This is a genomic window from Cupriavidus basilensis (assembly GCF_000876015.1).
GTDB lineage: Bacteria > Pseudomonadota > Gammaproteobacteria > Burkholderiales > Burkholderiaceae > Cupriavidus > Cupriavidus basilensis_B.
This window is the reverse complement of the sequence record NZ_BBQM01000002.1, coordinates 33,841-59,587: the sequence shown is the minus strand read 5'-3', so window position 1 is coordinate 59,587 and position 25,747 is coordinate 33,841. Positions and strand designations below refer to the sequence as shown.

Annotated in this window: 22 protein-coding genes; 4 read left to right on the top strand and 18 right to left on the bottom strand. The window is 70.3% G+C overall.

Annotated features, from left to right (window positions below; all coding sequences use genetic code 11):
* Nucleotides 1–2 precede the first annotated feature (2 nt).
* The 3 genes from KF708C_RS01160 to KF708C_RS01150 form a co-directional block, all read right to left on the bottom strand.
* Nucleotides 3–866, bottom strand: coding sequence for an ABC transporter ATP-binding protein (locus KF708C_RS01160; protein ID WP_059410476.1), 864 nt, complete (start codon nucleotides 864–866; stop codon nucleotides 3–5).
* Nucleotides 863–1,888, bottom strand: coding sequence for an ABC transporter substrate-binding protein (locus tag KF708C_RS01155; RefSeq protein ID WP_043366622.1), 1,026 nt, complete (start codon nucleotides 1,886–1,888; stop codon nucleotides 863–865). The genes KF708C_RS01160 and KF708C_RS01155 overlap by 4 nt, the downstream gene beginning before the upstream one ends.
* A 326-nt stretch (nucleotides 1,889–2,214) precedes the next feature.
* Nucleotides 2,215–4,113 carry an ABCB family ABC transporter ATP-binding protein/permease gene (locus KF708C_RS01150; protein WP_059410475.1) on the bottom strand — a complete coding sequence of 633 codons (1,899 nt, stop codon included), beginning with the start codon at nucleotides 4,111–4,113 and terminating at the stop codon, nucleotides 2,215–2,217.
* A gap of 190 nt (nucleotides 4,114–4,303) precedes the next feature.
* Here KF708C_RS01150 and KF708C_RS01145 point away from each other — a divergent pair, with 190 nt between their 5' ends.
* Both KF708C_RS01145 and KF708C_RS01140 read left to right on the top strand, forming a co-directional pair.
* Nucleotides 4,304–4,708, top strand: coding sequence for an acyl-CoA thioesterase (locus KF708C_RS01145; RefSeq protein ID WP_020203168.1), 405 nt, complete (start codon nucleotides 4,304–4,306; stop codon nucleotides 4,706–4,708).
* Nucleotides 4,709–4,981: 273 nt separating this feature from the next.
* Complete coding sequence (locus KF708C_RS01140) at nucleotides 4,982–7,186, top strand: TonB-dependent receptor (RefSeq protein WP_059410474.1); 2,205 nt, start codon at nucleotides 4,982–4,984, stop codon at nucleotides 7,184–7,186.
* 4 nt (nucleotides 7,187–7,190) lie between these two features.
* Here the strand turns inward: KF708C_RS01140 and KF708C_RS01135 are convergent, their stop codons facing one another.
* The 6 genes from KF708C_RS01135 to clsB form a co-directional block, all read right to left on the bottom strand.
* Nucleotides 7,191–7,967: an enoyl-CoA hydratase gene (locus tag KF708C_RS01135; protein ID WP_020203166.1), complete on the bottom strand. Its 777-nt coding sequence runs from the start codon at nucleotides 7,965–7,967 to the stop codon at nucleotides 7,191–7,193.
* A gap of 127 nt (nucleotides 7,968–8,094) precedes the next feature.
* On the bottom strand, nucleotides 8,095–9,294 hold the full coding sequence (locus KF708C_RS01130; RefSeq protein ID WP_029043644.1) for an acetyl-CoA C-acyltransferase: 1,200 nt from the start codon (nucleotides 9,292–9,294) through the stop codon (nucleotides 8,095–8,097).
* A gap of 18 nt (nucleotides 9,295–9,312) precedes the next feature.
* Nucleotides 9,313–11,736 carry a 3-hydroxyacyl-CoA dehydrogenase/enoyl-CoA hydratase family protein gene (locus tag KF708C_RS01125; protein WP_059410473.1) on the bottom strand — a complete coding sequence of 808 codons (2,424 nt, stop codon included), beginning with the start codon at nucleotides 11,734–11,736 and terminating at the stop codon, nucleotides 9,313–9,315.
* Between the two features lie 246 nt (nucleotides 11,737–11,982).
* Nucleotides 11,983–13,770, bottom strand: a complete 1,788-nt coding sequence (locus tag KF708C_RS01120; RefSeq protein ID WP_059410472.1) for an acyl-CoA dehydrogenase C-terminal domain-containing protein — start codon at nucleotides 13,768–13,770, stop codon at nucleotides 11,983–11,985.
* 75 nt (nucleotides 13,771–13,845) lie between these two features.
* On the bottom strand, nucleotides 13,846–14,436 hold the full coding sequence (locus KF708C_RS01115; RefSeq protein ID WP_029043643.1) for a TetR/AcrR family transcriptional regulator: 591 nt from the start codon (nucleotides 14,434–14,436) through the stop codon (nucleotides 13,846–13,848).
* A 376-nt stretch (nucleotides 14,437–14,812) separates the two neighbouring features.
* Nucleotides 14,813–16,159, bottom strand: a complete 1,347-nt coding sequence (gene clsB, locus KF708C_RS01110) for a cardiolipin synthase ClsB (protein WP_059410471.1) — start codon at nucleotides 16,157–16,159, stop codon at nucleotides 14,813–14,815.
* A gap of 118 nt (nucleotides 16,160–16,277) precedes the next feature.
* On the opposite strand from clsB, the gene mobB reads away from it, so the two are divergent.
* Nucleotides 16,278–16,811, top strand: a complete 534-nt coding sequence (gene mobB / locus KF708C_RS01105) for a molybdopterin-guanine dinucleotide biosynthesis protein B (protein ID WP_059410509.1) — start codon at nucleotides 16,278–16,280, stop codon at nucleotides 16,809–16,811.
* Between the two features lie 88 nt (nucleotides 16,812–16,899).
* Here the strand turns inward: mobB and KF708C_RS01100 are convergent, their stop codons facing one another.
* The 6 genes from KF708C_RS01100 to KF708C_RS01075 form a co-directional block, all read right to left on the bottom strand.
* Nucleotides 16,900–17,682 (bottom strand): endonuclease/exonuclease/phosphatase family protein, encoded by a 783-nt coding sequence (locus KF708C_RS01100; protein WP_043366615.1) that lies wholly within the window; start codon nucleotides 17,680–17,682, stop codon nucleotides 16,900–16,902.
* Entirely contained in the window at nucleotides 17,679–18,152 is a 474-nt protein-coding gene (nudB, locus tag KF708C_RS01095; protein ID WP_020203158.1) for a dihydroneopterin triphosphate diphosphatase, read from the bottom strand. The genes KF708C_RS01100 and nudB overlap by 4 nt, the downstream gene beginning before the upstream one ends.
* Before the next feature lie 112 nt (nucleotides 18,153–18,264).
* Complete coding sequence (locus KF708C_RS01090) at nucleotides 18,265–19,191, bottom strand: hypothetical protein (RefSeq protein WP_059410470.1); 927 nt, start codon at nucleotides 19,189–19,191, stop codon at nucleotides 18,265–18,267.
* A gap of 170 nt (nucleotides 19,192–19,361) precedes the next feature.
* Nucleotides 19,362–19,889, bottom strand: a complete 528-nt coding sequence (locus KF708C_RS01085) for a hypothetical protein (RefSeq protein ID WP_020203156.1) — start codon at nucleotides 19,887–19,889, stop codon at nucleotides 19,362–19,364.
* Nucleotides 19,886–21,130 (bottom strand): aconitase family protein, encoded by a 1,245-nt coding sequence (locus KF708C_RS01080; protein ID WP_020203155.1) that lies wholly within the window; start codon nucleotides 21,128–21,130, stop codon nucleotides 19,886–19,888. The genes KF708C_RS01085 and KF708C_RS01080 overlap by 4 nt, the downstream gene beginning before the upstream one ends.
* Nucleotides 21,127–22,029 (bottom strand): isocitrate lyase/PEP mutase family protein, encoded by a 903-nt coding sequence (locus KF708C_RS01075; protein ID WP_059410469.1) that lies wholly within the window; start codon nucleotides 22,027–22,029, stop codon nucleotides 21,127–21,129. The genes KF708C_RS01080 and KF708C_RS01075 overlap by 4 nt, the downstream gene beginning before the upstream one ends.
* Before the next feature lie 153 nt (nucleotides 22,030–22,182).
* Here KF708C_RS01075 and KF708C_RS01070 point away from each other — a divergent pair, with 153 nt between their 5' ends.
* Nucleotides 22,183–22,926 (top strand): IclR family transcriptional regulator, encoded by a 744-nt coding sequence (locus KF708C_RS01070; protein WP_063922930.1) that lies wholly within the window; start codon nucleotides 22,183–22,185, stop codon nucleotides 22,924–22,926.
* A gap of 13 nt (nucleotides 22,927–22,939) precedes the next feature.
* Here KF708C_RS01070 and KF708C_RS01065 read toward each other — a convergent pair whose 3' ends face one another.
* Genes KF708C_RS01065 through KF708C_RS01055 form a run of 3 tightly spaced genes read right to left on the bottom strand, consistent with a single transcriptional unit; the run spans nucleotide 22,940 to nucleotide 25,718 of the window.
* On the bottom strand, nucleotides 22,940–23,926 hold the full coding sequence (locus tag KF708C_RS01065; protein ID WP_059410467.1) for a Bug family tripartite tricarboxylate transporter substrate binding protein: 987 nt from the start codon (nucleotides 23,924–23,926) through the stop codon (nucleotides 22,940–22,942).
* Between the two features lie 27 nt (nucleotides 23,927–23,953).
* Nucleotides 23,954–24,814 carry an HpcH/HpaI aldolase family protein gene (locus KF708C_RS01060; protein WP_059410466.1) on the bottom strand — a complete coding sequence of 287 codons (861 nt, stop codon included), beginning with the start codon at nucleotides 24,812–24,814 and terminating at the stop codon, nucleotides 23,954–23,956.
* Nucleotides 24,815–24,827: 13 nt separating this feature from the next.
* Nucleotides 24,828–25,718, bottom strand: a complete 891-nt coding sequence (locus KF708C_RS01055) for a TauD/TfdA dioxygenase family protein (protein WP_059410465.1) — start codon at nucleotides 25,716–25,718, stop codon at nucleotides 24,828–24,830.
* Nucleotides 25,719–25,747: the final 29 nt, after the last annotated feature.

Genomic DNA, 25,747 nt, shown 5'->3' with positions numbered 1-25,747 from the left:
GGTCAGTGCTGCCTCACGTGGCCGATCTTCTCGCGCAGCGCGTGGACCAGATCGGCGAAGGGTTCGGTATAGGTCAGGTCGAGGTCGCGCGGGCGCGGCAGGCCGATCTCCTTGCGCGTGAGGATGCGCCCGGGGCGCTGGCTCATCACGTACACGGTGTCGGCCAGGAACACCGCCTCGCGCAGGTCGTGCGTGACCAGGATCACGTTGAAGCGCCGCGCCTGCCACAGGTCGCGCAGCACGCACCACAGCTCCTCGCGCGTGAAGGCGTCGAGCGCGCCGAACGGCTCGTCAAGCAGCAGCATGCGCGGCTCGTGGATCAGCGCGCGGCAGATCGAGGCGCGCTGCTGCATGCCGCCGGAAAGCTGCCACGGATACTTGTCCTCGTAGCCGGCCAACCCCACCGTGCGCAGCAGGTCGCGTGCGCGCGCCGTGTATTCCTCGCGCTTTTCGCGCAGCGTGGCGCGGTAGGGCTCGACGATCTCCAGCGGCAGCATCACATTCTGCAGCGTGGTGCGCCACGGCAGCAGCGTCGGCGCCTGGAACGCCATGCCGACCATGTTGAGCGGCCCGCTCACCTTCCGGCCGGCGATCCTGACCACGCCGCGCGTGGCCGGCCGCAGGCCGGTGGCCAGCTTCATGAAGGTGGACTTGCCGCAGCCCGAAGGCCCGACGATGGCGATGAACTCGCCGGGCTCGACCTGCAGCGAGATGTCCTCGACGGCGAACTCGCCCTTGCGGGCCAGCTCGTCGTTATAGGCCAGCCACACGCGGTTGAACTCGACGAAGGGCTTGTCCGCCGGTTCCGCCGGTTCCGCGGGTTCGGCCGGCGCCAGCGCGCGCGGCGATGCGTGTCCGGCCGTCATCGCAGCACGTCCAGTTCGGCGGCCGAGGGCAGGTAGGCATCGGTCCACAGCGCGTCGGGATCGATGCGGCCCTTGGTGCCGAACGCGTCGGCCACCTGCGACGCCATCAGCGACAGGCGCGGCTTGCTGACGCGGCCGAAGCCCTCGGCGCGCGCGTCGGGCGACTTGACCACGCTGTCCAGCGCCAGCTTCAGGCGCCGGACCTCGAGCTTCTCGTCGATGATGCCGTCGCGCGCCTTGACCGCCTTGACGCCGTCCTCGGGCCGGGCGATCACGTCGCGCGCTGACCTGGCGAACGCGCGCAGGAAAGCCTTCACGGCTTCCGGGTTCTTCTTGATGAATTCCTCCGAGGCGATCACCGCGTTGCCGTACAGCTTCACGCCGTACTGCGGATACGGCAGCACCACGATGTCCTCGTCCTTCACGCCGCGCGCATTGAGGTTGAGGATGGAGGTGAACGAGAAGCCGGTGATGGCGTCGAGGTCGCCGCGCGCGAGCATGGTCTCGCGCAGGGCCGGGTCCATCGCCTGCCAGTTGAAGCTCGCCGCCTGCAGCCCGTTGGCCCTGGCGAAGATCGGGAAGGCGCGGCGCCCGGCGTCGAACACCGGCGCGCCGAGCTTCTTGCCGGCCAGGTCGCGCGGCGCCTTGATGCCGGACTTCTTCAGCGCCAGCACGGCCGCCGGCGTGTTGTTGTAGACCATCATCACGGCCACCGGCTTGTTGCGCGCGTCCGGGTTGTTGCCGTAGAACTCCATCACCGAGGCCAGGTCGGCGAAGCCCATGTCGTAGGTGCCGGAGGCCACGCGGTTGACCACGTTGCCCGAGCCGTTGCCGGCGTCGATCGACACGTCGAGCTTCTCGGCCTTGAAGTAGCCCTTCTGCTCGCCCAGCAGGAACAGCGCGGACGGCCCCTCGAAACGCCAGTCGAGCTGGAAGCGGACCTTGGTCTGGGCATGCGCGTGGCCGGCGAATTGCGTCGACAGCACCAGCGCGGTGCCGAGCGCCATGCCGAGCCGCAGCATGCGGCGGCCCAGCGTTGGCGCGGCGGACGCGGCCGGCGCGGCGGTGGCGGCGGCAATGACTTCGATCGGGTTGGCGGCACGGGATTGCGGCATGGACTCTCTCTCCTGTTGATCGTTTTCGTGGAGAGTCCGTCTGCAAGCGGCATGCCATGCGAAGGCGCACCAGGCCTGGGCGAGCCCGCATCGGTTTGTCGAACCGGACTTGCGCAAGCCGATGCGCCGGCGCCGTTTGCCGCGCCGGATTGTCGGCAATCCGCGCGCGCGGATTGCGCGGATTGCGCGCGCCGGGCGTGTCCGCCCCGCCGCCGCTTCAGGCAATCAGATGTTCAGGCGTCCTGCGTGGCGTCGCCGGCCTCGACGGCCAGCGTCGCGTCTTCCACCGGCGTGGCGTTCTGCGCGGCGCTGCGCGCCTGGATGCGCCACATCTCGGCGTAGCGGCCATCCATGCGCATCAGCTCGGCATGGGTGCCGCGCTCGACCACGCGGCCGTGGTCCATCACCAGGATCTGGTCGGCGTGCACCACGGTCGAGAGCCGGTGCGCGATCAGCAGCGTGGTGCGGTTCTGCGCCAGGCGGATCAGCTCGGCCTGGATGGCCTGCTCGGTGCGCGAGTCGAGCGCCGAGGTGGCTTCGTCGAACACCAGGATGGGCGGGTTCTTGAGCAGCGTGCGCGCGATCGCCACGCGCTGCTTCTCGCCGCCCGAGAGCTTGAGGCCGCGCTCGCCCACGGGCGTGTCGTAGCCCTGCGGCAGCTCGCGGATGAAGGTATCGATCTGCGCCGCGCGCGCGGCCGCGATGACTTCCTCGTGGCTGGCCTCGGGCCGGCCGTAGGCGATGTTGTAGTAGATGCTGTCGTTGAACAGCACGGTGTCCTGCGGCACGATGCCGATGGCGCGGCGCAGGCTGTCCTGCGTGACCGCGCGGATGTCCTGCCCGTCGATCTCGATGGCGCCGCTGCCCACGTCGTAGAAGCGGAACAGCAGCCGCGCCAGCGTGGACTTGCCCGAGCCGCTGTGCCCCACCACCGCGGTGGTGGTGCCCGCCGCGATGGTGAAGTCGACGTCCTCGAGGATGGCGCGGTTGCTCTCGTAGCCGAAGCCCACGTGGGCGAAGCGCACCGCCGCGCCCTGCACGCGCAGCGCCGGCGCGCCCGGCGCGTCGGCCACCTCGCGGTTGGTGCCCAGCAGCACGAACATGCGGTCCATGTCGGTGGTGGCCTGCTTGATCTCGCGGTAGATCACGCCGAGGAAGTTCAGCGGGATGTAGAGCTGGATCATCAGCGTGTTGACCAGCACCAGGTCGCCCAGCGTGAGCTTGCCCGCGGCCACGCCCACGGTGGCGCGCCACAGGATCAGGATCAGCCCGGTGGCGATGATGGCCTGCTGGCCGAAGTTGAGGAAGGACAGCGAGTTCTGCGAGCGGATCGCCGCCGAGCGGTAGGTCAGCAGGTTCTCGTCGTAGCGGCGCGCCTCGTATTCCTCGTTGCCGAAGTACTTGACGGTCTCGAAGTTGAGCAGCGAGTCGATCGCCTTCTGGTTGGCGCGCGAATCCAGCTCGTTCATCCTGCGGCGGAAGTGCGTGCGCCACTCCGTCACCACGATGGTGAAGACGATGTAGCTCACCAGCGCGCAGCCGGTGATGGCGGCGAACCAGATGTCGTAGTGCAGGATGAAGAAGCCCATCACCAGCCCCATCTCGACCAGGGTCGGCAGGATGCTGTAGAGCGAATACGAGATCAGCGACTGGATGCCGCGCGTGCCGCGCTCGATGTCGCGGCTCATGCCGCCGGTCTGCCGCTCCAGGTGAAAGCGCAGCGACAGCGCGTGCAGGTGGCGGAACACCTGCAGCGCGATCTCGCGCACCGCGCTCTGCGTGACCTTGGCGAACAGGATCTCGCGCAGCTCCGTGAACAGCGTGCCGGACAGCCGCAGCACGCCGTAGGCCACGATCAGCCCGACCGGCACCACCAGCAGCGCGGCGGCGCTGCCGGCGGGCACGTTCATGTTGTCCACCAGCTTCTTCATCAGCACCGGCACGCCGAGGTTGGCCACCTTGGCCGCCACCAGGCAGACCAGCGCCAGCATCACGCGCCATTTGTAGTGCCATACGTAGGGCAGCAGATTGCGCACGGTCTGCCAGTCGCTGCGTGGCACGCCAGACTTGGCGAACAAGGAGGAAGCGGGCCGGGCGGGGGACGGCTCGGCCGGCGGGGAATAGCGTCGCATACGTTAGAATTCGGGCGAATATGCGATTGTGGCAGAGATCGGCCCGGCTGGCCGGCGCCACCATCGCATCCGCCCGACCGCGGCCACGCCGCGATGCCGGGGCCGCACGGCGGCCAACGCACTCCGGCACGCATCGCCCGGCCCCGCGGCACGGCGCCGCCCCAACCCTGTCTCTTCTGCCCCAGCCATCATGACCCAAGCCATCGACCACCCCTGCCTGCCGCCCGGCAAATATCCCGCGCTGCGCGTCGTCCCCATGCCGGCCGACGCCAACGTGCACGGCGACGTGTTCGGCGGCTGGATCATGGCGCAGGTCGACCTGGCCGGCTCGATCCCCGCGGTCGAGCGCGCCCAGGGCCGCGTGGCCACGGTGGCGGTCAACTCGTTCCTGTTCAAGCATCCCGTCTTCGTCGGCGACCTGGTGAGCTTCTACGCCGACATCGAGAAGACCGGCCGCACCTCGATCACGGTGTCGGTGGAGGTCTACGCGCAACGCATGCGCCACAGCAACGAGATCGTCAAGGTCACGGAAGCCACGCTGACCTACGTGGCTACCGACGACAGCCGGCAGCCGCGCGTGCTGCCGGCGATCTGACCGCCCTCCCCGGCCGGACTGCCGCCCAGGCCGCCGCCTGAATCCTCGCGGGAATCCCCGCGGGCACGCCGCCAGCCTCATCGACAGCACCCCCGCCATGCCGCCGCCCGGCCCGCCCCGGGCCGCCGGCGCGCGGCCGGCCACCCGGCAGGTGCACGCTCTCCGGTTGAAAAGCGGAAATTTCCCTCCGTGAATTGGGCTGCTTCCGAGTCCCCGGCCTGTCTTTCGATCCTTAAATGCGAATGATTATCAACCGTGTTTCAGGAGCAAAGAATGAGCAGCTACATAAAATCCGTCGCGCTGCCGCCGCGCCGCCCCCTGGCTTGCACCGTGCTGGCGATGGCGGCCTGCGCCGCGCCGGTCCTGGCCGAGGACCGCGAACGGCGAGGCCGGCACGTCGAGCTGGAAACGGTCACGCTGCGCGAAGCGCTCCTGCCGGGCGCCAAGGTGGACGCCTCGGGCTCGGCCAAGTACGCGATGCCGCTGCTGGACACGCCCCAGACCATCTCGGTGGTGCCGCGGCAGGTGATGGAGGAGCAGAACGCGCTGAGCCTGCGGCAGGTGCTGTCCAACGTTTCCGGCATCACCTTCAACGCCGGCGAGGGCGGCGGCGGCTCGGGCGACAGCATCAACATCCGCGGCTTCAGCGCCAATGCCAACATGCAGATCGACGGCCTGCGCGACAGCGGCCAGAACAACCGCAGCGACCTGTTCAACCTGGAGGCGGTCGAGGTCATCAAGGGGCCGAACTCGGTGTTCGGCGGCGCCGGCACCACCGGCGGCAGCATCAACATGATCAGCAAGCAGCCCGGGGCGGACAGCTTCACGCACGCCGGCGCGGGCCTCGGCACCGACAACTTCCGCCGCCTGACGCTGGACACCAACCAGGTGCTGCCGTGGGGCGCGGCATCGACCGCGGTGCGCCTGAACCTGATGGCGCACGAGAACGACGTGCCGGGCCGCGGCCCGGTCGACCGGCGCCGCTGGGGCGTCGCGCCGTCGGTCGTGTTCGGCCTGCGATCGCCCACGCAGCTGACCCTGAGCTACTTCCACCAGCGCGACGACAACCTGCCCGACTACGGCGTGCCGGCGCTCAACGGCCACCCGCTGGCCGGCGCGGGCCGCCACGGCTACTTCGGCTGGCGCAACCTCGACAAGGAAGACATCACCACCGACGCGATCACCGCCCGGCTCGAACACGAGTTCAGCGACAGGCTCAAGCTGCAGAACCTGACGCGCTACTCGCGCCTGCACCGCGACACCGTCATCTCGGCCTCGCACGTCGACCAGACCGGGCTGCCGCCCGGGCGCTACAAGCCGGCCGGCCCGCAGGGCTACGGCCGCGATTCGACCACCGCCATGTGGATCAACCAGACCAACCTGACCGGCCGGTTCGATACCTTCGGGCTGGCGCACACGCTGGTCGGCGGCTTCGAGATCTCGCGCGAGACCTACGAGCGCGGCACCTATTCCTACAATCTCTCCGGCCACTACCCCGCCGGCGGCTACGACCTGCGCAACCCGCCCGGCTTCTGGAGCGGCCCGGCCAACCGGCAGGACAGCGGCTACAACCGGACCTGGCTGGACGTGAAGGCGCTCTACGCGCTCGACACCATCGCCCTGGGCAAGGCCTGGGACCTGAGCCTGGGCATGCGCTACGACTGGATGGACGGCAGCTCGCAAAACACGCCGGCGGGCAAACCCACCGAGCGCGCGGACAGCGCCGACCGCCAGCTCAGCACGCGCGCGGGCGTGGTCTTCAAGCCCACGGACAACGGCCGCGTCTATGCCGCCTATGGCACCGCCTTCAATCCGTCCGCCGAGCATCTCGTCACCACCGGCTCGGGCGTGGACAAGAACACGGCCTCGCTCGCGCCGGAAAAGAACAGGACCTTCGAGGCCGGCACCAAATGGGAATTCCTGGCGCGGCGCCTGAGCGTGAACGCGGCGCTGTTCCAGGTCGACAAGAACAATGCGCGCGAACGGCTGGCCGACGGCAGCTACGCGCTGGCGGGCAAGCAGCGCGTGCGCGGCGTGGAACTGGGCGCGGCCGGCAAGCTGACGCCGCAATGGGACCTGCTGGCCAGCTACACCTACCTGAACAGCGCGACGCGCCGGTCGCCTCTCGCGCCCGCGCGCGAAGGCAAGGCGCTGGCCAACACGCCGGCGCATTCGCTCAGCTTGTGGACCACCTACCAGCTTGCGGCCGGCTGGACGCTCGGCTACGGCGCGCGCTACGTCGGCAGGCGCAACGTGACCTCGGCCGGCGACGGCAAGCTCGGCAGCTATTTGGTGCACAACGCCATGCTCGGCTATGCGCCGAACAAGCGCCTCCGGTTCCAGCTGAACGTCGACAACCTGTTCAACAAGGCCTACGTGGAGCGGGTGCGGCAGTCGCTGGGCAGCGCCTCGCGCTCGTCGGCGCTCGAATACGGCGACGGCCGCGCCGCCGTCCTGAGCGCGGTCTACTCGTTCTGACGCGTCAGTCGAAGCGCGAGAAATCCGGGCGGCGCTTCTCGAAGAACGCGGTGAAGGCCTCCTTCGCCTCCGGCGCCTGCAGCATGCGCCGGAACGTCTCGCCTTCCTCCTGCATCCGCGCCTGCACCGCGGCCATGTCGCCGCCCTTCATCAGGCGCTTGGTCGCGCGCAGCGACGAGGCCGGCAGCGCGGCCAGCTTGCGCGCCTGCTGCAACGCGAACTCGTGCAGCTCGGCCACCGGCAGCACGCGCGTGACCAGCCCGATCTGCTGCGCTTCGTGCGCGCCGAAGGCTTCGCCCAGCAGCAGCTTTTCCGCGGCGCGCTGGTAGCCCAGCAGGCGCGGCAGCAACAGGCTCGAGGCCGCTTCCGGGCACAGCCCGAGCTGCGCGAACGGCAGCGACAGCCGCGCCGTCTCGGAGGCGTAGACCAGGTCGCAATGCAGCAGCATGGTGGTGCCCACGCCGACAGCCGGCCCGCTCACCGCGGCCACCAGCGGCTTGCCGGCCTGGCTGATCTGCTGCAGGAACTGGAACACCGGCGCCGGCGGCTCGCCTTCGCCGCCGGTGGGCGGGCGCTTCATGAAGTCGTCGAGGTCGTTGCCGGCGGTGAAGACCTCGGGCTTGCCGCGCAGCAGCACCACGCGCACGGCCGGGTCGGTCTCGGCCGCGCGCAGCGCGTCGGCCATCGCCTGGTACATCGCCGCGGTGATGGCGTTCTTCTTGTCGAGCCGGTCGAACTCGATGGTCAGGATGCCCTGCCCGATGGTGGTGAGAATGCTCATGGAATGTCCGCTCCTTGCTGGCCGGCCCGGTCGCGCAACGGGCCGGAAGAATGGCAAGACGGGCCACGGCGGCACGGCGCGAGTCCGTGTTCCGTGGCCCGTCTCGACTACGTCGCCCGCGGCGCGTTCAGACGCGCTCGAAGATCCCCGCCGCGCCCATGCCGGTGCCCACGCACATCGTCACCATGCCGTACTTCAGGTCGTGGCGGCGCAGCGCGTGCACCACGGTGGCCGAGCGGATCGCGCCGGTGGCGCCGAGCGGGTGGCCCAGCGCGATGGCGCCGCCCATGCGGTTGACCTTGTCCGGGTCCAGGCCGAGGTCGCGCGTCACCGCCAGCGCCTGCGCGGCGAAGGCTTCGTTGAGCTCGATCCAGTCGATCCGGTCCTGGGTCAGGCCCGCCGCCTTGAGCGCGGCCGGAATCGCTTCCTTGGGGCCGATGCCCATGATCTCGGGCGGCACGCCGCGCACCGCGAACGAGACGAAGCGCGCCAGCGGCACCAGGTTGAACTGCTTGAGGATCTTCTCCGAGACCAGGATCAGCGCGCCGGCGCCGTCCGAGGTCTGCGAGCTGTTGCCGGCGGTGACGCTGCCCTTGCTGGCGAATACCGGGCGCAGCCGGGCCAGCCCTTCGAGCGAGGTCTCCGGGCGCGGGCCTTCGTCGAGCGCGATGGTGCGCGTCTTGACGTCGACCTGCCCGGTGGCGAGGTCGGGGAATTTCTCCACGATCTCCACCGGCGTGATCTCGTCGGCGAACTCGCCGGCCTGCTGCGCGCGGATCGCCTTCTGGTGCGAGGCCAGCGAGAACGCATCCTGGTCCTCGCGGCTGACCTGCCACTGACTGGCCACCTTCTCGGCGGTCAGGCCCATGCCGTAGGCAATGCCGATGTTCTCGTCGCGCGCGAAGATCGACGGCGACATCGACGGCGAGTTGCCCATCATCGGCACCATGCTCATCGACTCCACGCCGGCGGCGATCATCACGTCGGACTCGCCCACGCGGATGCGGTCGGCCGCCATCGCCACCGCCGACAGGCCCGAGGCGCAGAAGCGGTTGACCGTGATGCCGCCCACGCTGACCGGCAGGCCCGACAGCAGCGCGCCGATGCGCGCCACGTTCAGGCCCTGCTGGGCCTCGGGAATCGCGCAGCCGACGATGGCGTCCTCGATCAGCGCGGGATCGAGCCCGGGCACCTGCGCCACGGCCGCGCGCAGGATGGTGGCCAGCAGGTCGTCCGGCCGGGTGTTCCTGAACGCGCCCTTGGGCGCCTTGCCGATCGGCGTGCGGGTCGCGGCAACGATGTATGCGTCTTGCAGTTGTTTCATGATGTCGGTTCCTCGCTTGCCTTAGTTGCGCACCGGCTTGCCGGTCTGCAGCATGCCCATGATGCGTTCCTGGGTCTTGCCCGTGCCGAGCAGATCGACAAAGGCGCGGCGCTCCAGCGCCAGCAGCCATTCCTCGCTGACCAGCGAGCCGGCCTCCACGTCGCCGCCGCACACCACCTCGGCGATGCGGCTGGCGATCAGGAAGTCGTGCGCGGAGATGAAGCCGCCGTCGCGCATGTTGGCCAGCTGCGCCTTGATGGTGGCGATGCCCGAGCGGCCCGCCACCGGCACCAGCGCCGGCAGCGGCGCGCGGTAGCCGGCATCGGCCAGCGCGCGCACGGTGTTCTGCGCCACGTGCAGCAGCTCGTGCACGTTGAAGACGATGGCGTCCGACGGCTGCAGGTAGCCCATCGCGCGCGCCTCCAGCGCCGAGGCCGAGACCTTGGCCGTGGCCGCGCTCTGGAAGCGGCCGGTGACGAACTGCAGGTAGTTGGTGCTGCCGGCGGCCTGCGCCGCGCGCGCCGCGGCCAGCACCGCCTCCTTCAGCCCGCCGCCGGACGGCACCAGCCCGACGCCCACCTCCACCAGGCCGACGTAGGTCTCCAGCGCGGCCACGCGCGCCGCCGAATGCAGCATCAGCTCGCAGCCGCCGCCCAGCGCGATGCCGGACGCCGCCGCCACCACCGGCACGGCGCTGTACTTCACGCGCATCATGCCGTCCTGGAACGTCTTGACGAAGGGCTCGATGCCCTTGGCGCCGCCCATCATGAAGGCCGGCATCGCGGCTTCCAGGTTGGCGCCCGCGGAGAACGGGCCGCCCGGCGCGCCCAGTTGCAGCGAGGTCGGCTGCCACACCACCAGGCCCTTGTACCCGGCCTCGGCGAGGTCGACCGCGCGCGTGAGGCCGGCGATCACGTCCGGCCCGATGGTGTTCATCTTGCTCTTGAACGAGACCACCAGCACGTCGTCCTGGCCTTCGCTCACCCAGATGCGCACCGCGTCGTTCTCCTCCACGGTGCGGCCGCCCTTGCGCGGATCGGCCGCGGCCGTGCCCTTCAGGGCGGCGCGGAACACCTGGCGCTGATAGACAGGCAGCTCGGCTCGCTTGACGAAGGCGTTGGCCGCGGGCGACCACGAGCCCTGCGCGCCATGCACGCCCTGGGCCTCGGCCACGGGGCCGGAGAACACCCATGCCGGCAGCGCGACCTTCGCCAGCGCCTTGCCCGCATCCACGTCTTCCTTCACCCAGTCGGCCACCTGCTTCCATCCTGCCGCCTGCCAGTCCTCGAACGGACCGGAATTCCAGCCGAAGCCCCAGCGGATCGCCAGGTCGATGTCGGCGGCCGAGCCGGCGATCTGCTCGAGATACACGGCGATGTAGTGGAACACGTCGCGGAACACCGCCCACAGGAACTGCGCCTGCGGGTTGGTTGACTCGCGCAGCAGCTTGATGCGCTCGGCCGGCTCCTTCTTCAGCATGCGCACCACGATCTCGTCGGCCTTCTTGCCGGCGTCGACGTACTGGCCGGTCTTCGGGTCTAGCACCTTGATGGCCTTGCCTTCCTTCTTGTAGAAGCCGGCGCCGGTCTTCTGCCCCAGCGCGCCCGCGTCCACCAGCCCCTTGAGCACGGCCGGCGTCTTGTAGACCGGCGCGAACGGGTCGTCCCGCAGCGTGTCCTGCATGGTCTTGATGACGTGGGCCATCGTGTCCAAGCCCACCACGTCGGCGGTGCGGAAGGTGGCGGACTTGGCGCGGCCCAGCTTGGCGCCGGTCAGGTCGTCCACCACGTCGAACGGGATGCCGTACTTCTCGGCCTCGGCGAACACCGCCAGGATCGAGAAGATGCCGACGCGGTTGGCGATGAAGTTGGGCGTGTCCCTGGCGCGCACCACGCCCTTGCCGAGCGTGGAAGTGAGGAACGTTTCCAGGCGGTCCAGGATGGCCGGCTGCGTGGCGGCGGTCGGGATCAGCTCGACCAGATGCATGTAGCGCGGCGGGTTGAAGAAGTGCACGCCGCAGAAGCGCGACTTGAGGTCCGCGTCGAAGCCATCCGACAGCGCGGTGATCGACAGGCCCGAGGTATTGGTGGCGAAGATCGCGTGCGGCGCGAGATACGGCGCGACCTTCTTGTACAGGTCGTGCTTCCAGTCCATGCGCTCGGCGATCGCCTCGATCACGAGGTCGCATTCCTTGAGCAGGCCGATGTCGTCCTCGTAGTTGGCGACCCGGATCAGCGCGGCGTCTTCCTTGATGCCGAGCGGTGCCGGCGACAGCTTCCTGAGGTTCTCGACGGCCTTGAGCGAAATGCCGTTCTTCGGGCCTTCCTTCGCAGGCAGGTCGAACAGCACCACCGGCACGCGGGCGTTGACGAGATGCGCCGCGATCTGCGCCCCCATGACGCCGGCACCCAGCACGGCGACCTTCTTGACGATGAAATTGGACATGCGCGCTCCTAGGAGAAGTGAGCGTTGAGAAGAGAAGGGGTTGTCCGCGTGCGTCCGGTCATGCTGGCGGCTGGCTCCCCTCTCCCGCTTGCGGGAGAGGGGTTGGGGGAGAGGGCGGGCGCTCGTTCAGGCGACGTCGCCTGTCGAACCGCCGGCCCTCTCCCCCGGCCCCTCTCCCATTGCATGGGAGAGGGGAGCCAACCTGCCGCATCGCCGGAAGCGCACGCGCAATGGCAACCGCGAAGATCAGAACAGATCCGCGTCCAGCGCCATCAGGCTGGCCGAGCCGGCGCGCGCCTTGCGGATCTCGGCGGCGGTCTCCGGCAGCAGCCGGGCGAAGTAGAAGCGGGCCGTGGCCAGCTTGCTGGCGTAGAACTTGTCGCCGCCGGCTTCCTTGTCCAGCGCGATGCGGGCCATGCGCGCCCAGAAGTACGAGAACACCAGGTGGCCCACCACGCGCAGGTAAGGCACCGCGGCGGCGCCGACCTCGTCGGGGTTGGCCATCGCCTTCATGCCGATTTCCATGGTCAGCTTCTGCACCTTGTCGCCCAGGTCGGCCAGCGGGTTGACGAACTCCTGCATGGCTTCACTGGTGCCCTCCTGCTCGACGAACGCCTGCACGATCTTGCCGAAGGCCTTGAGCTTGGCGCCCATGTCGCCGAGGATCTTGCGGCCCAGCAGGTCCAGCGCCTGGATGGTGTTGGTGCCTTCGTAGATCATGTTGATGCGGGCGTCGCGCACGTACTGCTCCATGCCCCACTCGGCGATGTAGCCGTGGCCGCCGAACACCTGCATGCCTTCGTTGGTGGCGGTGAAGGCGTTGTCGGTCAGGAACGCCTTGATCACCGGCGTGAGCAGCGCCACCAGGTCGCCGGCCTCCTTGCGCACGGCTTCGTCCGGGTGCGACAGCTCGCGGTCGATCTGCAGCGCGGTCCAGTAGCTGAACGCGCGGCCGCCTTCGGCGTAGGCCTTCTGCGTCAGCAGCATGCGGCGCACGTCGGGGTGCACGATGATCGGGTCGGCCGGCTTGTCCGGCGCCTTGGGGCCGGTCAGCGCGCGCATCTGCAGGCGGTCCTTGGCGTAGGCCAGCGAGTTCTGGTACGCCACCTCGGTCAGGCCCAGGCCCTGCATGCCCACGCCCAGGCGCGCCGCGTTCATCATCACGAACATGGCGTTGAGGCCCTTGTTGGGCTCGCCCACCATCCAGCCGCGCGCGCCGTCCAGGTTCATCACGCAGGTGGCGTTGCCGTGGATGCCCATCTTGTGCTCGATCGAGCCGCACTTGATGCCGTTGCGCTCGCCGGGGTTGCCGGCCGCGTCCGGGATGAACTTGGGCACCACGAACAGCGAGATGCCCTTGGTGCCCTGCGGCGCGTCCGGCAGGCGCGCCAGCACCAGGTGGATGATGTTGTCGGAGAGGTCGTGCTCGCCGGCCGAGATGAAGATCTTGGTGCCGGTGATGCGGTATGCGCCGTCGGCCTGCGGCTCGGCCTTGCTGCGCAGGATGCCGAGGTCGGTGCCGCAGTGCGGCTCGGTCAGGCACATGGTGCCGGTCCACTCGCCGGACACCAGCTTGGGCAGGTAGGTCTGCTGCAGTTCGGGCGTGCCGTGCGCGTGCAGCGCCTCGTAGGCGCCGTGCGACAGGCCGGGGTACATGGTCCACGCCTGGCTGGCCGAGTTCAGCATCTCGAACAGCGCGTTGTTGACCAGGATGGGCAGGCCCTGGCCGCCGTATTCGGGGTCGCAGCCCAGCGCCGGCCAGCCGGCTTCCACGTACTGGCGGTAGGCTTCCCTGAAGCCCTTGGGCGCCGTCACCACGCCGTCGCCGACATAGGTGCAGCCTTCGCGGTCGCCGCTCTGGTTGAGCGGGAACACCACCTCGGAGCAGAACTTGCCGGCCTCCTCGAGCACCTGGTTGATGGTCTCCGCGTCGACGTCGGCGTGCTTCGGCAGCGCCTTGAGTTCGGCTTCCACGCCGAGCAATTCATGGAGCACGAACTGCATGTCGCGCAACGGTGCGGTGTACTGGCCCATCAAAGACTCCTTGGAGGTATCTGTAAAGCCGCCACGCCGCCCGTGCACGATCCCGGCACGGAACGCCACGCGGCGTCAGGTTCGGTAAGACTGGATCAACTTGTTGAGCGCGACCATCGCAAGCTCGGCGCTGGCGGGCAGGCGCAGGAAGCGGGCGTCATGATGCAAGCCTAGCTCAAGGCTGTACATCTCGAACAGCATCAGGCGCGGATCGCAGTCCGCGCGCAGGTGCCCCTCTTCCTTGGCCTGGTCGATGGCGCGCGTGAGCGCGGCGCGCCAGATGGTGACGCTCTTGACCAGCTCGTCACGCACCGGGCTTTCCGCGCGGTCGTCGTATTCCACCGCCCCGCTGATGTAGATGCAGCCCGTGGTCACTTCCTGGATGCGTTTTTCCATCCAGCGCCGCACCATGGATTGCAGCCGGGGCAGCCCGCGCGGCTCGTGCAGCGAGGGGTAGAACACCTCCTGCTCGAAACGCCGGTGATACTCGCGCACCACTTCCACCTGCAGGTCCTCGCGCGAACCGAAATGCGCGAACACGCCGCTCTTGCTCATCTGCATGCGTTCCGCGAGCAGCCCGATGGTCAAACCCTCGAGCCCGTCGCGGGACGACAGTTCCAGCGCGGCATCCAGAATCGCCACGCGCGTCATTTCCCCCTTGCGCATGGGCGCGGGGGACGCGGAAGCGGCGGATTCGAGACGGGCAGACTGGTGTCGCATGATTTTTCTCCGTTCTTGGCGGTGCGATTCCTGTTCGCGGCCGCGCAATGACCCTGACGTAATGCTGATTTACGCTGCCCGGCGGCCCTGAAAGGCGCTGCCCGGCAGACGCGAATGCACGCAGTCTAAGGCAAAAAAGAACGGTCGTTCAGATTATTGTGATGGCGCCCCGCGGCGGCAAGCATTTAATTAGACCGGCGTTTCTAAACGCAGCGGCCGGGTTCGGTGCGGCGCAACAAGCCGGGGCATGGCGACGCCGCGCCGCGCCCGCGCTTCGCTGCGCCGCCGCCACCGCAGAGCAGCAGGCGGCTGGCCGGCCGCGTCAGTAGCGCCCCGTCACCCCCGCCACCACCACGCCGATGCGCAGCACCATGTACGCGGCCCAGCTACCCAGGCGGCGCAGCGCGGAGCGGCGCGCGTGGGTGGCGGCCTTGACCTCGCTGCTGCGCGTGGCGATGGCGCGCTCCAGCTCCTGGCGCAGGCCGGCGCAGAAACCGGCGTCGTAGACCGCGACGTTGGCCTCGCGCGCGAGCAGCAGGCTGAAGGGATCCATATTACTGGAGCCGACCGTGGCCCAGGCATCGTCCACCACCGCCACCTTGGCGTGCAGGAAGCTGTCGGCATATTCGTGGATCTCCACGCCGGCGGCCAGCAGGGTGGCGTAGAGCGCATGCGTGGCGTAGTGCTGGAGCCGGTACTCGACCATGCCCTGCAGCAGCAGGCGCACCCGCACGCCGCGCTCGCGGCAGGCCAGCAGCGCGCGGCGCATCTTGTAGCCGGGCAGGAAATACGCATTGGCGATGATGACCTCGCGTCGCGCGCTGCCCAGCGCCTGCAGGTACTGGCGCTCGATGGCGCGGCGGTTGCGCAGGTTGTCGCGCAGCAGCAGCGCGGCGCGCATGCCGCCGGCCGCGTCCTGGCGCGGCAGCGGCAGGTCGGTGATGAGCGGGAATTCAGCCGCCACCCCGGCCAGGCCGACGCTGCGCATCTCGCCGCGCAGCGTGAGCTGCCACCACAGGCGCTCCGCGCTCAGCGCGATCTGGCCGACCAGCGGGCCGCGCACCTCCACGGCGAAGTCGTAGCGCGGGCCCAGGCCGGCGCTCTCGAACGGGCCGTGGTTGTGGTCGTCGATGATGTTGATGCCGCCGACGAAACCGACCTGCTGGTCGATCACGGCGAGCTTGCGGTGCAGCCGGCGCAGGTTGCGCCGCGCCAGGCGAAAGCCGCGCAGCGGGCGGAACACCTTGAGCGCCACGCCGCCGTCGCGCAGGCGCGCGGCCAGCGCGGCCGGCATGTCGCCGGCGCCGAAGCCGTCCACCACCAGCCGCACGGTCACGCCGCGCGCGGCCGCGCGCACCAGCGCGCCGGTCACGGCCGCGCCGACCTCGTCGTCGGCGTAGATATAGGTTTCCAGCGAGACCGAGAACACCGCGCGGTCGATGGCGGCGATCAGCGCCGGGAAGAACTCGGCGCCGCCGCGCAGCAGCCGCACGGCATTGCCGCCGAGCGGCTTGCCGCGGCGCCACTCGGAACGCAGCGGGCCGGCCCGGCGCGGCGCCTGCGGCGGCGCGCCCGCATCGGCATCGGCGTCGTCGCGCAGCGCGGCGATGCCGGCGCGGGACGGCGGCACCGGGCAGGCGTGCGGATGCGGGGGCGAAAGCGGCGGCATGGGGCACATTATCAGGCACGCCGGTGTCATGCGCATGTTCCGCGCCGCGCACGCGCCGCGCCGCGCGCGCCGTTCTCTGCTATCTTCGGCGCTTTATCCCGCCACGCGCCCCCATATCGTGAAGGTTTTCGGCATTTCCGGCTCGTCCGGCAGCGGCAAGACCACGCTGCTGGACCGGCTGATCCCGCATTTCGTTGCCGCCGGCCTGCGCGTGGCCGGCGTCAAGCATACCCACCACGGCTTCGACCCCGACACGCCCGGCAAGGATTCCTGGCGCATGCGCGAGGCCGGCTGCGCCAACGTGGTGCTGGTCGGGGCGCGCCACCTGACGCTGATGCGCCACTACCCGGAAACCGAACCCTCGCCCGAACTGGCCGACGCGCTCGCCGTGCTGCCCGCCGCCACCGACCTGGTGCTGGTGGAAGGCTACAAGCGCAGCAGCTTCCCCAAGCTGGAGGTCTACCGCCCCGCGCTGGGCCGCCCACCGCTGTGGGCCGGCCTGCCCGGCGTGGTGGCCGTGGCCACCGACGAGCCGCGGACAGTGGCGGCGGCCACCGCGCTGCCGGTGCTGGACCTGGCCGACCTGGACGCCATCGCCGCGCTGGTGCTCGCGCAGGCCAGCCCGGCCTGCGGGACTCGCCAGGCACAATAAGCCTGGCCGCCGCGGCCTGAACCGCCTGCGGCACCACGGCAGGGCAACGCGCTTCCCGGGAAAAAACGAACGGCGGCCTCGCGCGCCGTCAGGCGCCGCCGCCGTCGGTGCGCGCGAGCGGCCGCTCCGGCACCGCGATGCGGGCCAGCTCCGCCATCAGCGGCACGTGGTCGGAGCGCTGCGCCCAGTCGCGCCCGGTCAGCGCGCTGGCGCGCTCGATCTCGAAGCCGCGCACGTAGATGCGGTCGAGCTGCCACCACGGCATGTGGCTCGGGAACGTGTGCAGGCGCGCGCCGCCGGCGTGGGACACCTCGGTGGCGCCCAGCGTGGAGCAGATCAGGTTGTCCAGCCGGTGGTTCCAGTCGTTGAAGTCGCCGGCGATGACCAGCGGCGCCTCGGCCGGCACCACGTCGCGCACGCGCTTGACCAGCGCCTCGGCCTGGCGCGCGCGGCTGCGCGCGAACAGGCCGAAATGCACGCAGATCAGGTGCGCCTCGGTGCCGTTCATGTCCGCCACCGCGTGCAGCAGGCCGCGCTGCTCGAAGCGGTGGTCGGAGATGTCGAGGTTCTCCGACATCAGGATCGGGTGGCGCGACAGGATCGCGTTGCCGTGGTGGCCGTGGTCGTACACCGCGTTGCGCCCGTACACCGAGTGCGGATAGGCGTCGGTGGCGAGGTAGTTGAGCTGGGTGTGGTCGGCGTCGAACAGCTCGGCGGCCACCAGGCGGTCGTTGCGGTCCTGCACTTCCTGCAGGAACACGATGTCGGCATCGACCGTATGCAGGCCGGTGCGCACGTTCTGGATGCGCGGCTTGCGCGCGATGCCGGTCACGCCCTTGTGGATGTTGTAGGTGACCACACGCAATCTCATGAATCGGCTCCACGCGGCGCGCGCAGGCCCTGCACGCGCCAGTCCAGTTGCAGCACGGCTTGCGCGTTGCTGCTCGAAAAGCAGCGCGCGGCGGCTTCGCGCCACGGCAGCCACTGCCATTGCAGGTGTTCGCGCGGCGCCAGCGTCACCGGCACCGGGCGCGCCACGCGCAGGCCGAACCAGTGCTCGGTGTTGCGCGTCACGCCGGGGGCGTAGCGGTGGCGCCACTGCGGGTAGATTTCGTAGTCGAGGGTGTGCTGCCAGTCTTCGAGCCGGTGCTCGGCGGCGACGAGGCCGGTTTCCTCGGCCACCTCGCGCGCGGCGGTCATGGCCAGCGGCTCGTCGGGCGCATCCAGGCTGCCGGTGACGGACTGCCAGTAACCGGGCCGGTCGGCGCGCTCCAGCAACAGCACTTGCAGGTCCGGCGTATGGATCACGACCAGCACGGATTGAGGAATCTTGTAGGGCATGGGATGGGGGCGGGCAACGACCCCAAGCTTACCGCAGATGGACGCGGCCGCCACGGGAAAACACGGTGGCGCCGTGGTTCACGGAAGGCTTCGGCGCGGTCCCGCCCGGTACTCAGGCGGCGTGCACGCTGGACTGGGACGGCGGCTCGGCGGGCGGCTCGGCGGATGGATGGGCCGGCGCCTCGCGCAGCCAGGTCTCGAACACGCCCGGCGAGTCGCCGTGGCCCCACGCCGCGCGCAGCTGCTGCATCAGCGGCGTGAGCGCCTGCGTGTAGTCGCGCGAGGCCGCGTTGGCATGCGCGGCGAGGCGGTCGGCGGCCTGCCGCGCCTGCGCATGGAGCTGCGTGCATTCCTGCCCGATCTCCTTCTCGCGCACGCCCAGCGCGTTGTACTTCTGGATCAGGAAGCGGTGGTAGTCGCCGGGCTCCACGCCCTGCCCGGCCTGCGCGTTGGCCTGCTCGAAGCGCATCACGATGCTGGTGGTTTCCTGCTCGACGTGGGCGGCCTCGTCGGCCAGCGCCTGCAGCGCGTCGGCCAGCCGCATGGCCTCGCGGCGCTCGTCGCGCAGTTGCGCGGCATGCTCCTCGAAACTGCGCTGCGCCGCCAGGTAGGCCTGCACCACCGGCTGCGGCGCCACCACCAGCAGCGGATCGGCGCCGCCGGCCCGGCCGCCCGGCAGCAGCGCGTCGTCGGCCACGCGCAGGTTGCCCAGGTCTTCCAGCCAGCGCCCGCGCGCCATCACGGTGCCGACGGTATCGAGCGCGACCCGGCGCAGCGCCTCGGCGCGCTGCAGCTCCACCGGCTCGGGCTGGGGTGCCGCGCCCGCGCCGCCGCTCTGCGCGGCATGCGCGATCTCCGGCACGCAGGCCGCCACCGTGGTGGCCACCGACTCGGACATGGCGATGGCCGAGCGGCGCACCGCGCGCCGCAGCTCGAAACGCGCCAGCAACATCATCGCCAGCCCGGCCACCAGCCAGGTCAGGATGGTTTCGGCATGGGCCAGCAAGAACTGGCGGATCAGTTCTATATCCAGGGACACGGCAGATTCCTCCCGCGCGGCCGGCGTGCCTTCGAAACGGGCTTGCGGCTTCGCGCCTAAAGGAAGAAGACCGAGGGCCGGGGCCCTTCGTTCCGCGATGTAACAATTGGAAACCAGCCGGGGTGGCGGCGGCGCTACGCCGCCCCCCGGAACGCCGCCGGCCCGCGCGTTCAGGCGCCCGCCTGCGCCTTCAGCCAGGCCTGCTCGCCGCCGGCGCGCACGATCTCCACCAGCGCCGGCGACATGGCGCCGAAGCCGCCGCGCGTGCCGCGTGTGTGGTTGAGCACTTCGCCGCTGATGAAATCGACCTCGATGTCGTCGCCCTGCCCGGCGAAGGCCGTGATGCCGGCGGCGAACGGCAGCGTCTTCAGGCCCACCGACACGGCCAGCCGGAAGAACGAGCGCGCCATCGACTCGGCCAGCACCGAGACGCCGAGCGCGCCCAGCGCGAGCGGCCCCTGGATGTGCATCGGCCCCTTGCCGAAGTTGCGCCCGGCCACCACGAAATCGCCATGCCGCGCCAGCCCGGCGAAGTCCTTGTCGAGCCCGCACATGGCCAGCGGCGCCAGCCGCGCCGGGTCGTACACCACCTGGCGGGTCATCTCGATGTCCATGATCTGGCCGTCGTTGAGCACGTCGTCGCCGAAGCGCCATACGCGGCCGCGCTGCACCAGCGTGCCGCCGGATGTCGTGGTCATGCTGCCTCCCGGGTCAGTTCGGCCGGCGCCGCGATGCGGCCCATCACGGCGGATGCCGCCACCACCGCGGCGTTGGCAAGGTACACCGGCGCGCGCTCGCTGCCGAGCCGGCCGTGGTCGTTGCGCGTGGCGGTGCAGATGGAAACGTCGTTGTCGCCGAGCGGCGCGTAGGTGCCGTAGCACGGCCCGCAGATGCCGGCGGAGATCTCCGCGCCGGCCGCCGAGAGAATGGCCAGCAGCCCCTCGCGCATGGCCTGCTGGTAGATCGCCTGGGTCGCGGCGATCACGGTCAGCCGCACGCCCGCATGCACGCGCCGCCCGGCCAGCACCGCCGCCGCCGCGCGCAGGTCTTCCATCTTGCCGCCGATGCACGAGCCGATGAAGGCCGAGGTGATCGGCACGCCGGCCGCCCGCGCCAGCGGCACGGTGTGCTGCGGGTCGGGCGGCAGGCACACCTGCAGGTCCAGCCCGGAGACGTCGAAGGCAATGTCCTCGGCGAAGCGCGCGCCGGGATCGCTGGCCCAGCGCACGCCGTGCGCATCGGTGGCCGGGCACACCGCGGCCTTGACGCCGATGTCCACCATCGCGTTGCACAGCGTGTGGCGCTCGTCCTCGCCGAGCGCGTCGACGTAGCTGCCGTGGAACTCGATGCAGCGGTAGTCGCCGCGCTCCGCGCCGATGGCCGCCGCCACCCACTGGCCCACGTCGCGGCTCATCACGCCGGCGCGCACCGGCCCCGACAGGCGCACGCGGATGGTCTCGGGCACGCGCAGCCACACCTTGCCGGTGGCCAGCGCCAGCGTGACGCTCAGCCCCAGCGCCACGCCGAGCGCGCCGGCGCAGCCGAGCGCCGGCGCGCGCGTGTCGGCGGCCACCACCAGCATGCCGGGCCTGACGATGCCGAAGTCCAGCGGCGCGTTGTGGCTGATGCCGTGCCGGCCGGTGTCGAGGAACCAGCCCACGCCCTGCGCGCGCGCATCGCCGCGCATGAAGGCGTGCGCTTCCAGGTGCCCGGGCGCGGCCGAGTTGGTGGTGTGGTCGATGGTGACGAAGACCTTCCCGGGCGCGGCCAGGTTCGCGTAGCCGAGCCCGTCCAGCATCTTGCGGTGGCGGTGGTAGTTGAGGTCGTGGGCGACGATCAGGTCGGGCACCGCCCACACCACGTCGCCGGCGCGCACGGCGCCGAGGCCGGCGGCGCGCGCCAGGATCTTCTCGGCCACGGTCAGCGACGGGCGGCTCATTGCGCGGCGACTCCGTCGCGGGCCTGCGCCACGTACCGCGCGTAGTCCGCATCCACGCGGCTGGCGCGCGGCAGGTCGAGATGGCCGGCGATGTCGCCCAGCGTGACCGCCGCAGCCGCGCTCGCGGCGGTGCTGCCGTCCTCGCGCAGCGCGGCCAGCATGCGGGCCTGCGCGTGCACCTGCCCCTGCAGCAGCGACACCGGATAGACCACCAGCGGATAGCCGATCGCCTGCAGCCGCGCGGCCGGCACCAGCGGGCGCAGGTTCTCCACCATCATGACGATGGTCGGCTTCTTCAGGCTCGCGGTGATGCGCGCCATGTCGGCCTCGGCGGCCACCGACATGATGATGGTGGCGTCGGCGCCGGCCTGCTCGTAGACCTGCGCGCGCGCGATGGCCGCGTCGAGACCTTCGACCGCGAACGCATCGGTGCGCGCGATGATCATGAAATCGGGGTCGGTGCGCGCTTCCAGCGCCACGCGGATGCGCGCCACCATCTCGGCGGCGCCGACCAGCGTCTTGCCCGGCATCGCCGCGCATTTCTTCGGGAACGGCTGGTCTTCGAGATGGAGCGCCGCCGCGCCGGCCGCCTCGAACGCGCGCGTGGCGCGGAACACGTTGTAGGCGCCGCCGTAGCCGCTGTCGGCGTCGACGATCAGCGGCAGCGAGGTGGACTGCGCGATGATCCGGGCCCGCTCGACCATCGCGTCCACGCTGATCGCGCCGACGTCCGGCTCGCCCAGCGTGGCGGCCACGCACAGGCCGGACATGTAGGCTGCCTCGAACCCGGCCTGCTCGACCAGGCGCGCGGTGAGGCCGTCGTAGCAGCCGGGCGCGACGGCGATGCTGCCGCGCTGGATCAGTGCCCGCAGCCGGGCGCCTGCGCTTGGGTTGGTCATTGCCTGCTCCTTGTTCAGAAATGCACGAAGGGAAATCGCCGTGGCCCCGCGGCGGGGCCGGCGCTGCTACCGGCAGCGGCGCGCTTTGCCAGCGCCGCCGTTGCCCACTAATATGTCCATCCTATGGACACGCCCCCGAATACGTCCCCGGACATGCCCCCCACCGAGCCGATGGAACCCGGCGCCCTGCGCCGCGGCCTGCGCATCCTCGGCGCGCTGCGCGACGCCGCGGCGCTGCGCGCGGCCGAGCTCGCCGCGCTCACCGGCATCCCGCGCCCCACCGTGTACCGCCTGCTCGAGATCCTCGAGGCCGAAGGCTTCGTGGCGCGCGAGGCGGACGGCAAGTCGTTCACGCTGGCGGCCGCAGTCGACAATCCCGACGACCGCTGGGGCGCGTTCGTGCGCCAGATGGAGCCGGTGATGCGCCGCATCGCGCAGCGCACCGGCAACGCCGTGTTCCTGGTGCGCCAGAAGGACAACGACCTGCTCTGCCTGCATCGCGAGATCGGCACCTACCCGATCCAGATCCTGTCGCTGCCGGTCGGCGGGCGCCAGCCGCTGGGCGTCGGCGCGGCCGGCGTGGCCCTGCTTTCCACGATGGGCGCGCGCCAGGTGACGGCGCTGCTCAAGGCCAACACCGAGGCTTACCTGAACTACGGCAACCTCCATGTCTCCACCGTGCGCCGCCTGGTCGAGAACTGCCGCGAGCGCGGCTACGCCGTGGTCGGCAACTACTCGCTCAAGGGCATCCTGGCCGTGGGCGTGCCGATGAAGGCCTCGGGCGGCCTCGGGCAGGCCGCCATGAGCGTGACCGCGCCGCTGGACCGGATGTCGATCCCGCGCCAGCGCGAAGCGGTCGCGATCATGCAGGCCGAGATCAAGGCCGCGGGCCACTGACGCCGCGCCGCGCTCACTCCATGCTGGCGCCGCTGTCCTTGACCAGCACCGCCCAGCGCCGGGTCTCGGCGTTGACGAATTCGCGGAACTGGCCGCCGGCCTGCGGCGGCGCCGGCACGTAGCCGGCCGCCGCGACCTTGTCGCGGTAGTCGGCGCTGGCCAGCACCTCGCCGACCTGCTTGCGGATCGTGGCCACGATTGGCGCGGGCGTGGCGCGCGGCGCGAACAGCCCGTACCAGCCGCTGATCACCATGTCGGGAAAGCCCTGCTCCGCCACCGTGGGAATCTCCGGAAAGGACGGCACGCGGGTCTCGCTGGTCACGGCGAGCGCCTTGATCTTGCCGGCGCGGATGTACGGCCCGGCGGTGTTAAGCGTGTCGAAGATGACCTGCAGTTGCCCGGCCATCAGGTCGGTGATGACCGGCGCGCTGCCGCGGTACGGCACGTGCGCGATATGCGTGCCGTGGCGCCGGTTGAACATCTCGCCCACGAGATGCCCACCGCTGCCGACGCCGGCCGTGCCGAAACTCAGCTTGGTCGGATTGGCGCGCGAGTACTCGATCAGCTCCTTGAGCGAATTCACCGGCACGCTGACGTTGACCGCGATCACGAACGGATACGACGCCACCTTGGCGATCGGCTCGAGGTCGGTCGACGGGTCGTAGGGCATCGACTTGTACAGGCTCGGGTTGATCGACTGCGTGCCGACGTAGGACATCAGCAGGGTGTAGCCGTCCGGCGTGGCGCGCGCGACCTGCGCGGCGCCGATATTGCCGTTGGCGCCGGTGACGTTGTCGACCACGAACGGCTGGCCGGATTTCTCGCCGATCTTCACGCCGATCAGGCGCGCCAGGAAGTCGGTGCCGCCGCCGGCCGGCGCCGGCGCAACCACGCGCACCGGCTTGGACGGATAGGGCTGCTGCGGCTGCGCGCGCGCCACGCCGCAGGCCAGGGCCGCGGCAATGAGCACGCGCCCCGCGATGGAGGGAATGGAATGCATGATGGTTGTCTCCCGTTTGCGCCGGCGTCAGGCCGGGACGGCAGCGCGGATGGCATCCCGCGCGGCAACGTCGCCAGTGTCCTGCGCAGCGTCTCGGATGGCGTCGTGGATGGCGCCGAAAGCATTGGAAATGATGCGCCGGTCGCTGCCCGCGATGAGGATGCGGCAGCCGCTGTCCGCGTAGTGGCGCCGGGCCGCCTTCATGTCCGCGATGTCGGCGTCGAACAGCAGCGCCACCACTTCCACGCCGTGCTCGCGCACCATGCCGATCATGCCGTCGAGCCGCGCGGCCACGGCCGGGTGGTGGCGGTCGCCGTCATGGCCCATCGACACCGCGAGGTCGAACGCGCCCAGCACGATGGCGTCGATGCCGGGCACCTGGAGAATCTCGCCAAGGTTGTCCAGCCCTTCCACGGTCTCCACCAGCAGCCACACCATGACGTTGTCGTTGGCCCACTTGGCGTAGCCCTTCCAGTCCAGCGTCTGGTGGCCGGTGGCGCGGATCAGCGGGCAGGCGCCGCGCCGGCCCTGCGGCCACTCGGCGTTGCGGTAGCGCGCGGCCGCCACCACGGCCTCGGCCTGCGCGCGCGTGGCCACCTGCGGCACGATCACGCCCATCGCGCCGGCGTCGAGCGCCTTGGCGATGCCGGCCGGGTCGTGGCTGGGCACGCGCACCATCGGCGTCATGCCGGTGGCCTCGGCCGCGCGGATCATCTGCACCGTGGCCTCGAGCCCGAACGAGCCGTGCTCGCCGTCGATCCACACGTAGTCGTAGCCGGCGTTGCCCGCCACCTCGACGATCTCCGGGCAGGCCATCTGCACGAACGCGCCGATCGGCGCGCTGCCCGCGGCCAGCGCCGCCCTGATCCTGTTTTCCCTGAATAGCATGGTGGTCTCCCGTTCAGGCGGTGGCGGTGGCGGTAGCGGTGGCGGTGGCGGCGGCGGTGGCGGCGGCGTCGAGATACTCGCCCGCGCAGTCGCCTTCGAGCGTGGTGCGGAACAGGCGGCGCAGCTGCTGGTGGTCATAGTCCATCAGCGCCAGGTGCATGGTGCAGCGGTTGTCCCACATCAGCACGTCGTGCTTGCGCCACTGGTGGCGGTAGACGGACTCGGACCGCGTGGAGTGCGCGAACAGGTACTGCAGCAGCGGCTGGCTCTCGGCCACCGTCATGCCTTCGAAATGGCTGGTCAGCATTTCGTTGACGTAGAGCGCGGGGCGCCCCGTCACCGGATGGATGCGCACCACCGGGTGGACCACCGGCGGGTTGTTCCTGGCCTTGGCGGCCAGCGTCTTCTCGTCGAGCCCGCGCAGGTGCTTCGCGGCGATCACGGTGTGCACCGCGCGCATCGGTGCGAGCAGGCGCTTCATGCCATCCGAGAGCGTGTCGTAGGCCTCGTACATGTTGGCGAACATGGTGTCGCCGCCCACCTCGGGAATCACGTGCGCGTGCAGCAGCGAGGCCATGCTCGGGCGCAGCGTCATCGAGTGGTCCGAATGCCACTGCTGGCCGAACACCTTGGAGCGCTCCTTGCCTTCGTTGGTGACGACGATCAGCTCGGGATGGTCCGGGTGGCGGTACTCGGGGATCGCGTCGTGCTGCTCGAGCGGCCCGAACTTCCGGCTGAACGCGATGTGCGTGTCGAACGAGATGTCCTGGTCGCGGAACAGCAGCACCTGGTACTGCGCGAATGCCTGCCGGATCCCGGCGAGATCGTCCGGCGCGCAGTCGGCGGTAATCCTGAAGCCGACGACTTCTGCGCCGAGGGAATTGGATAGCTTGCGGAAATGCACCTCTGTCTCCTTTCTGGTCTGTCCGCCAC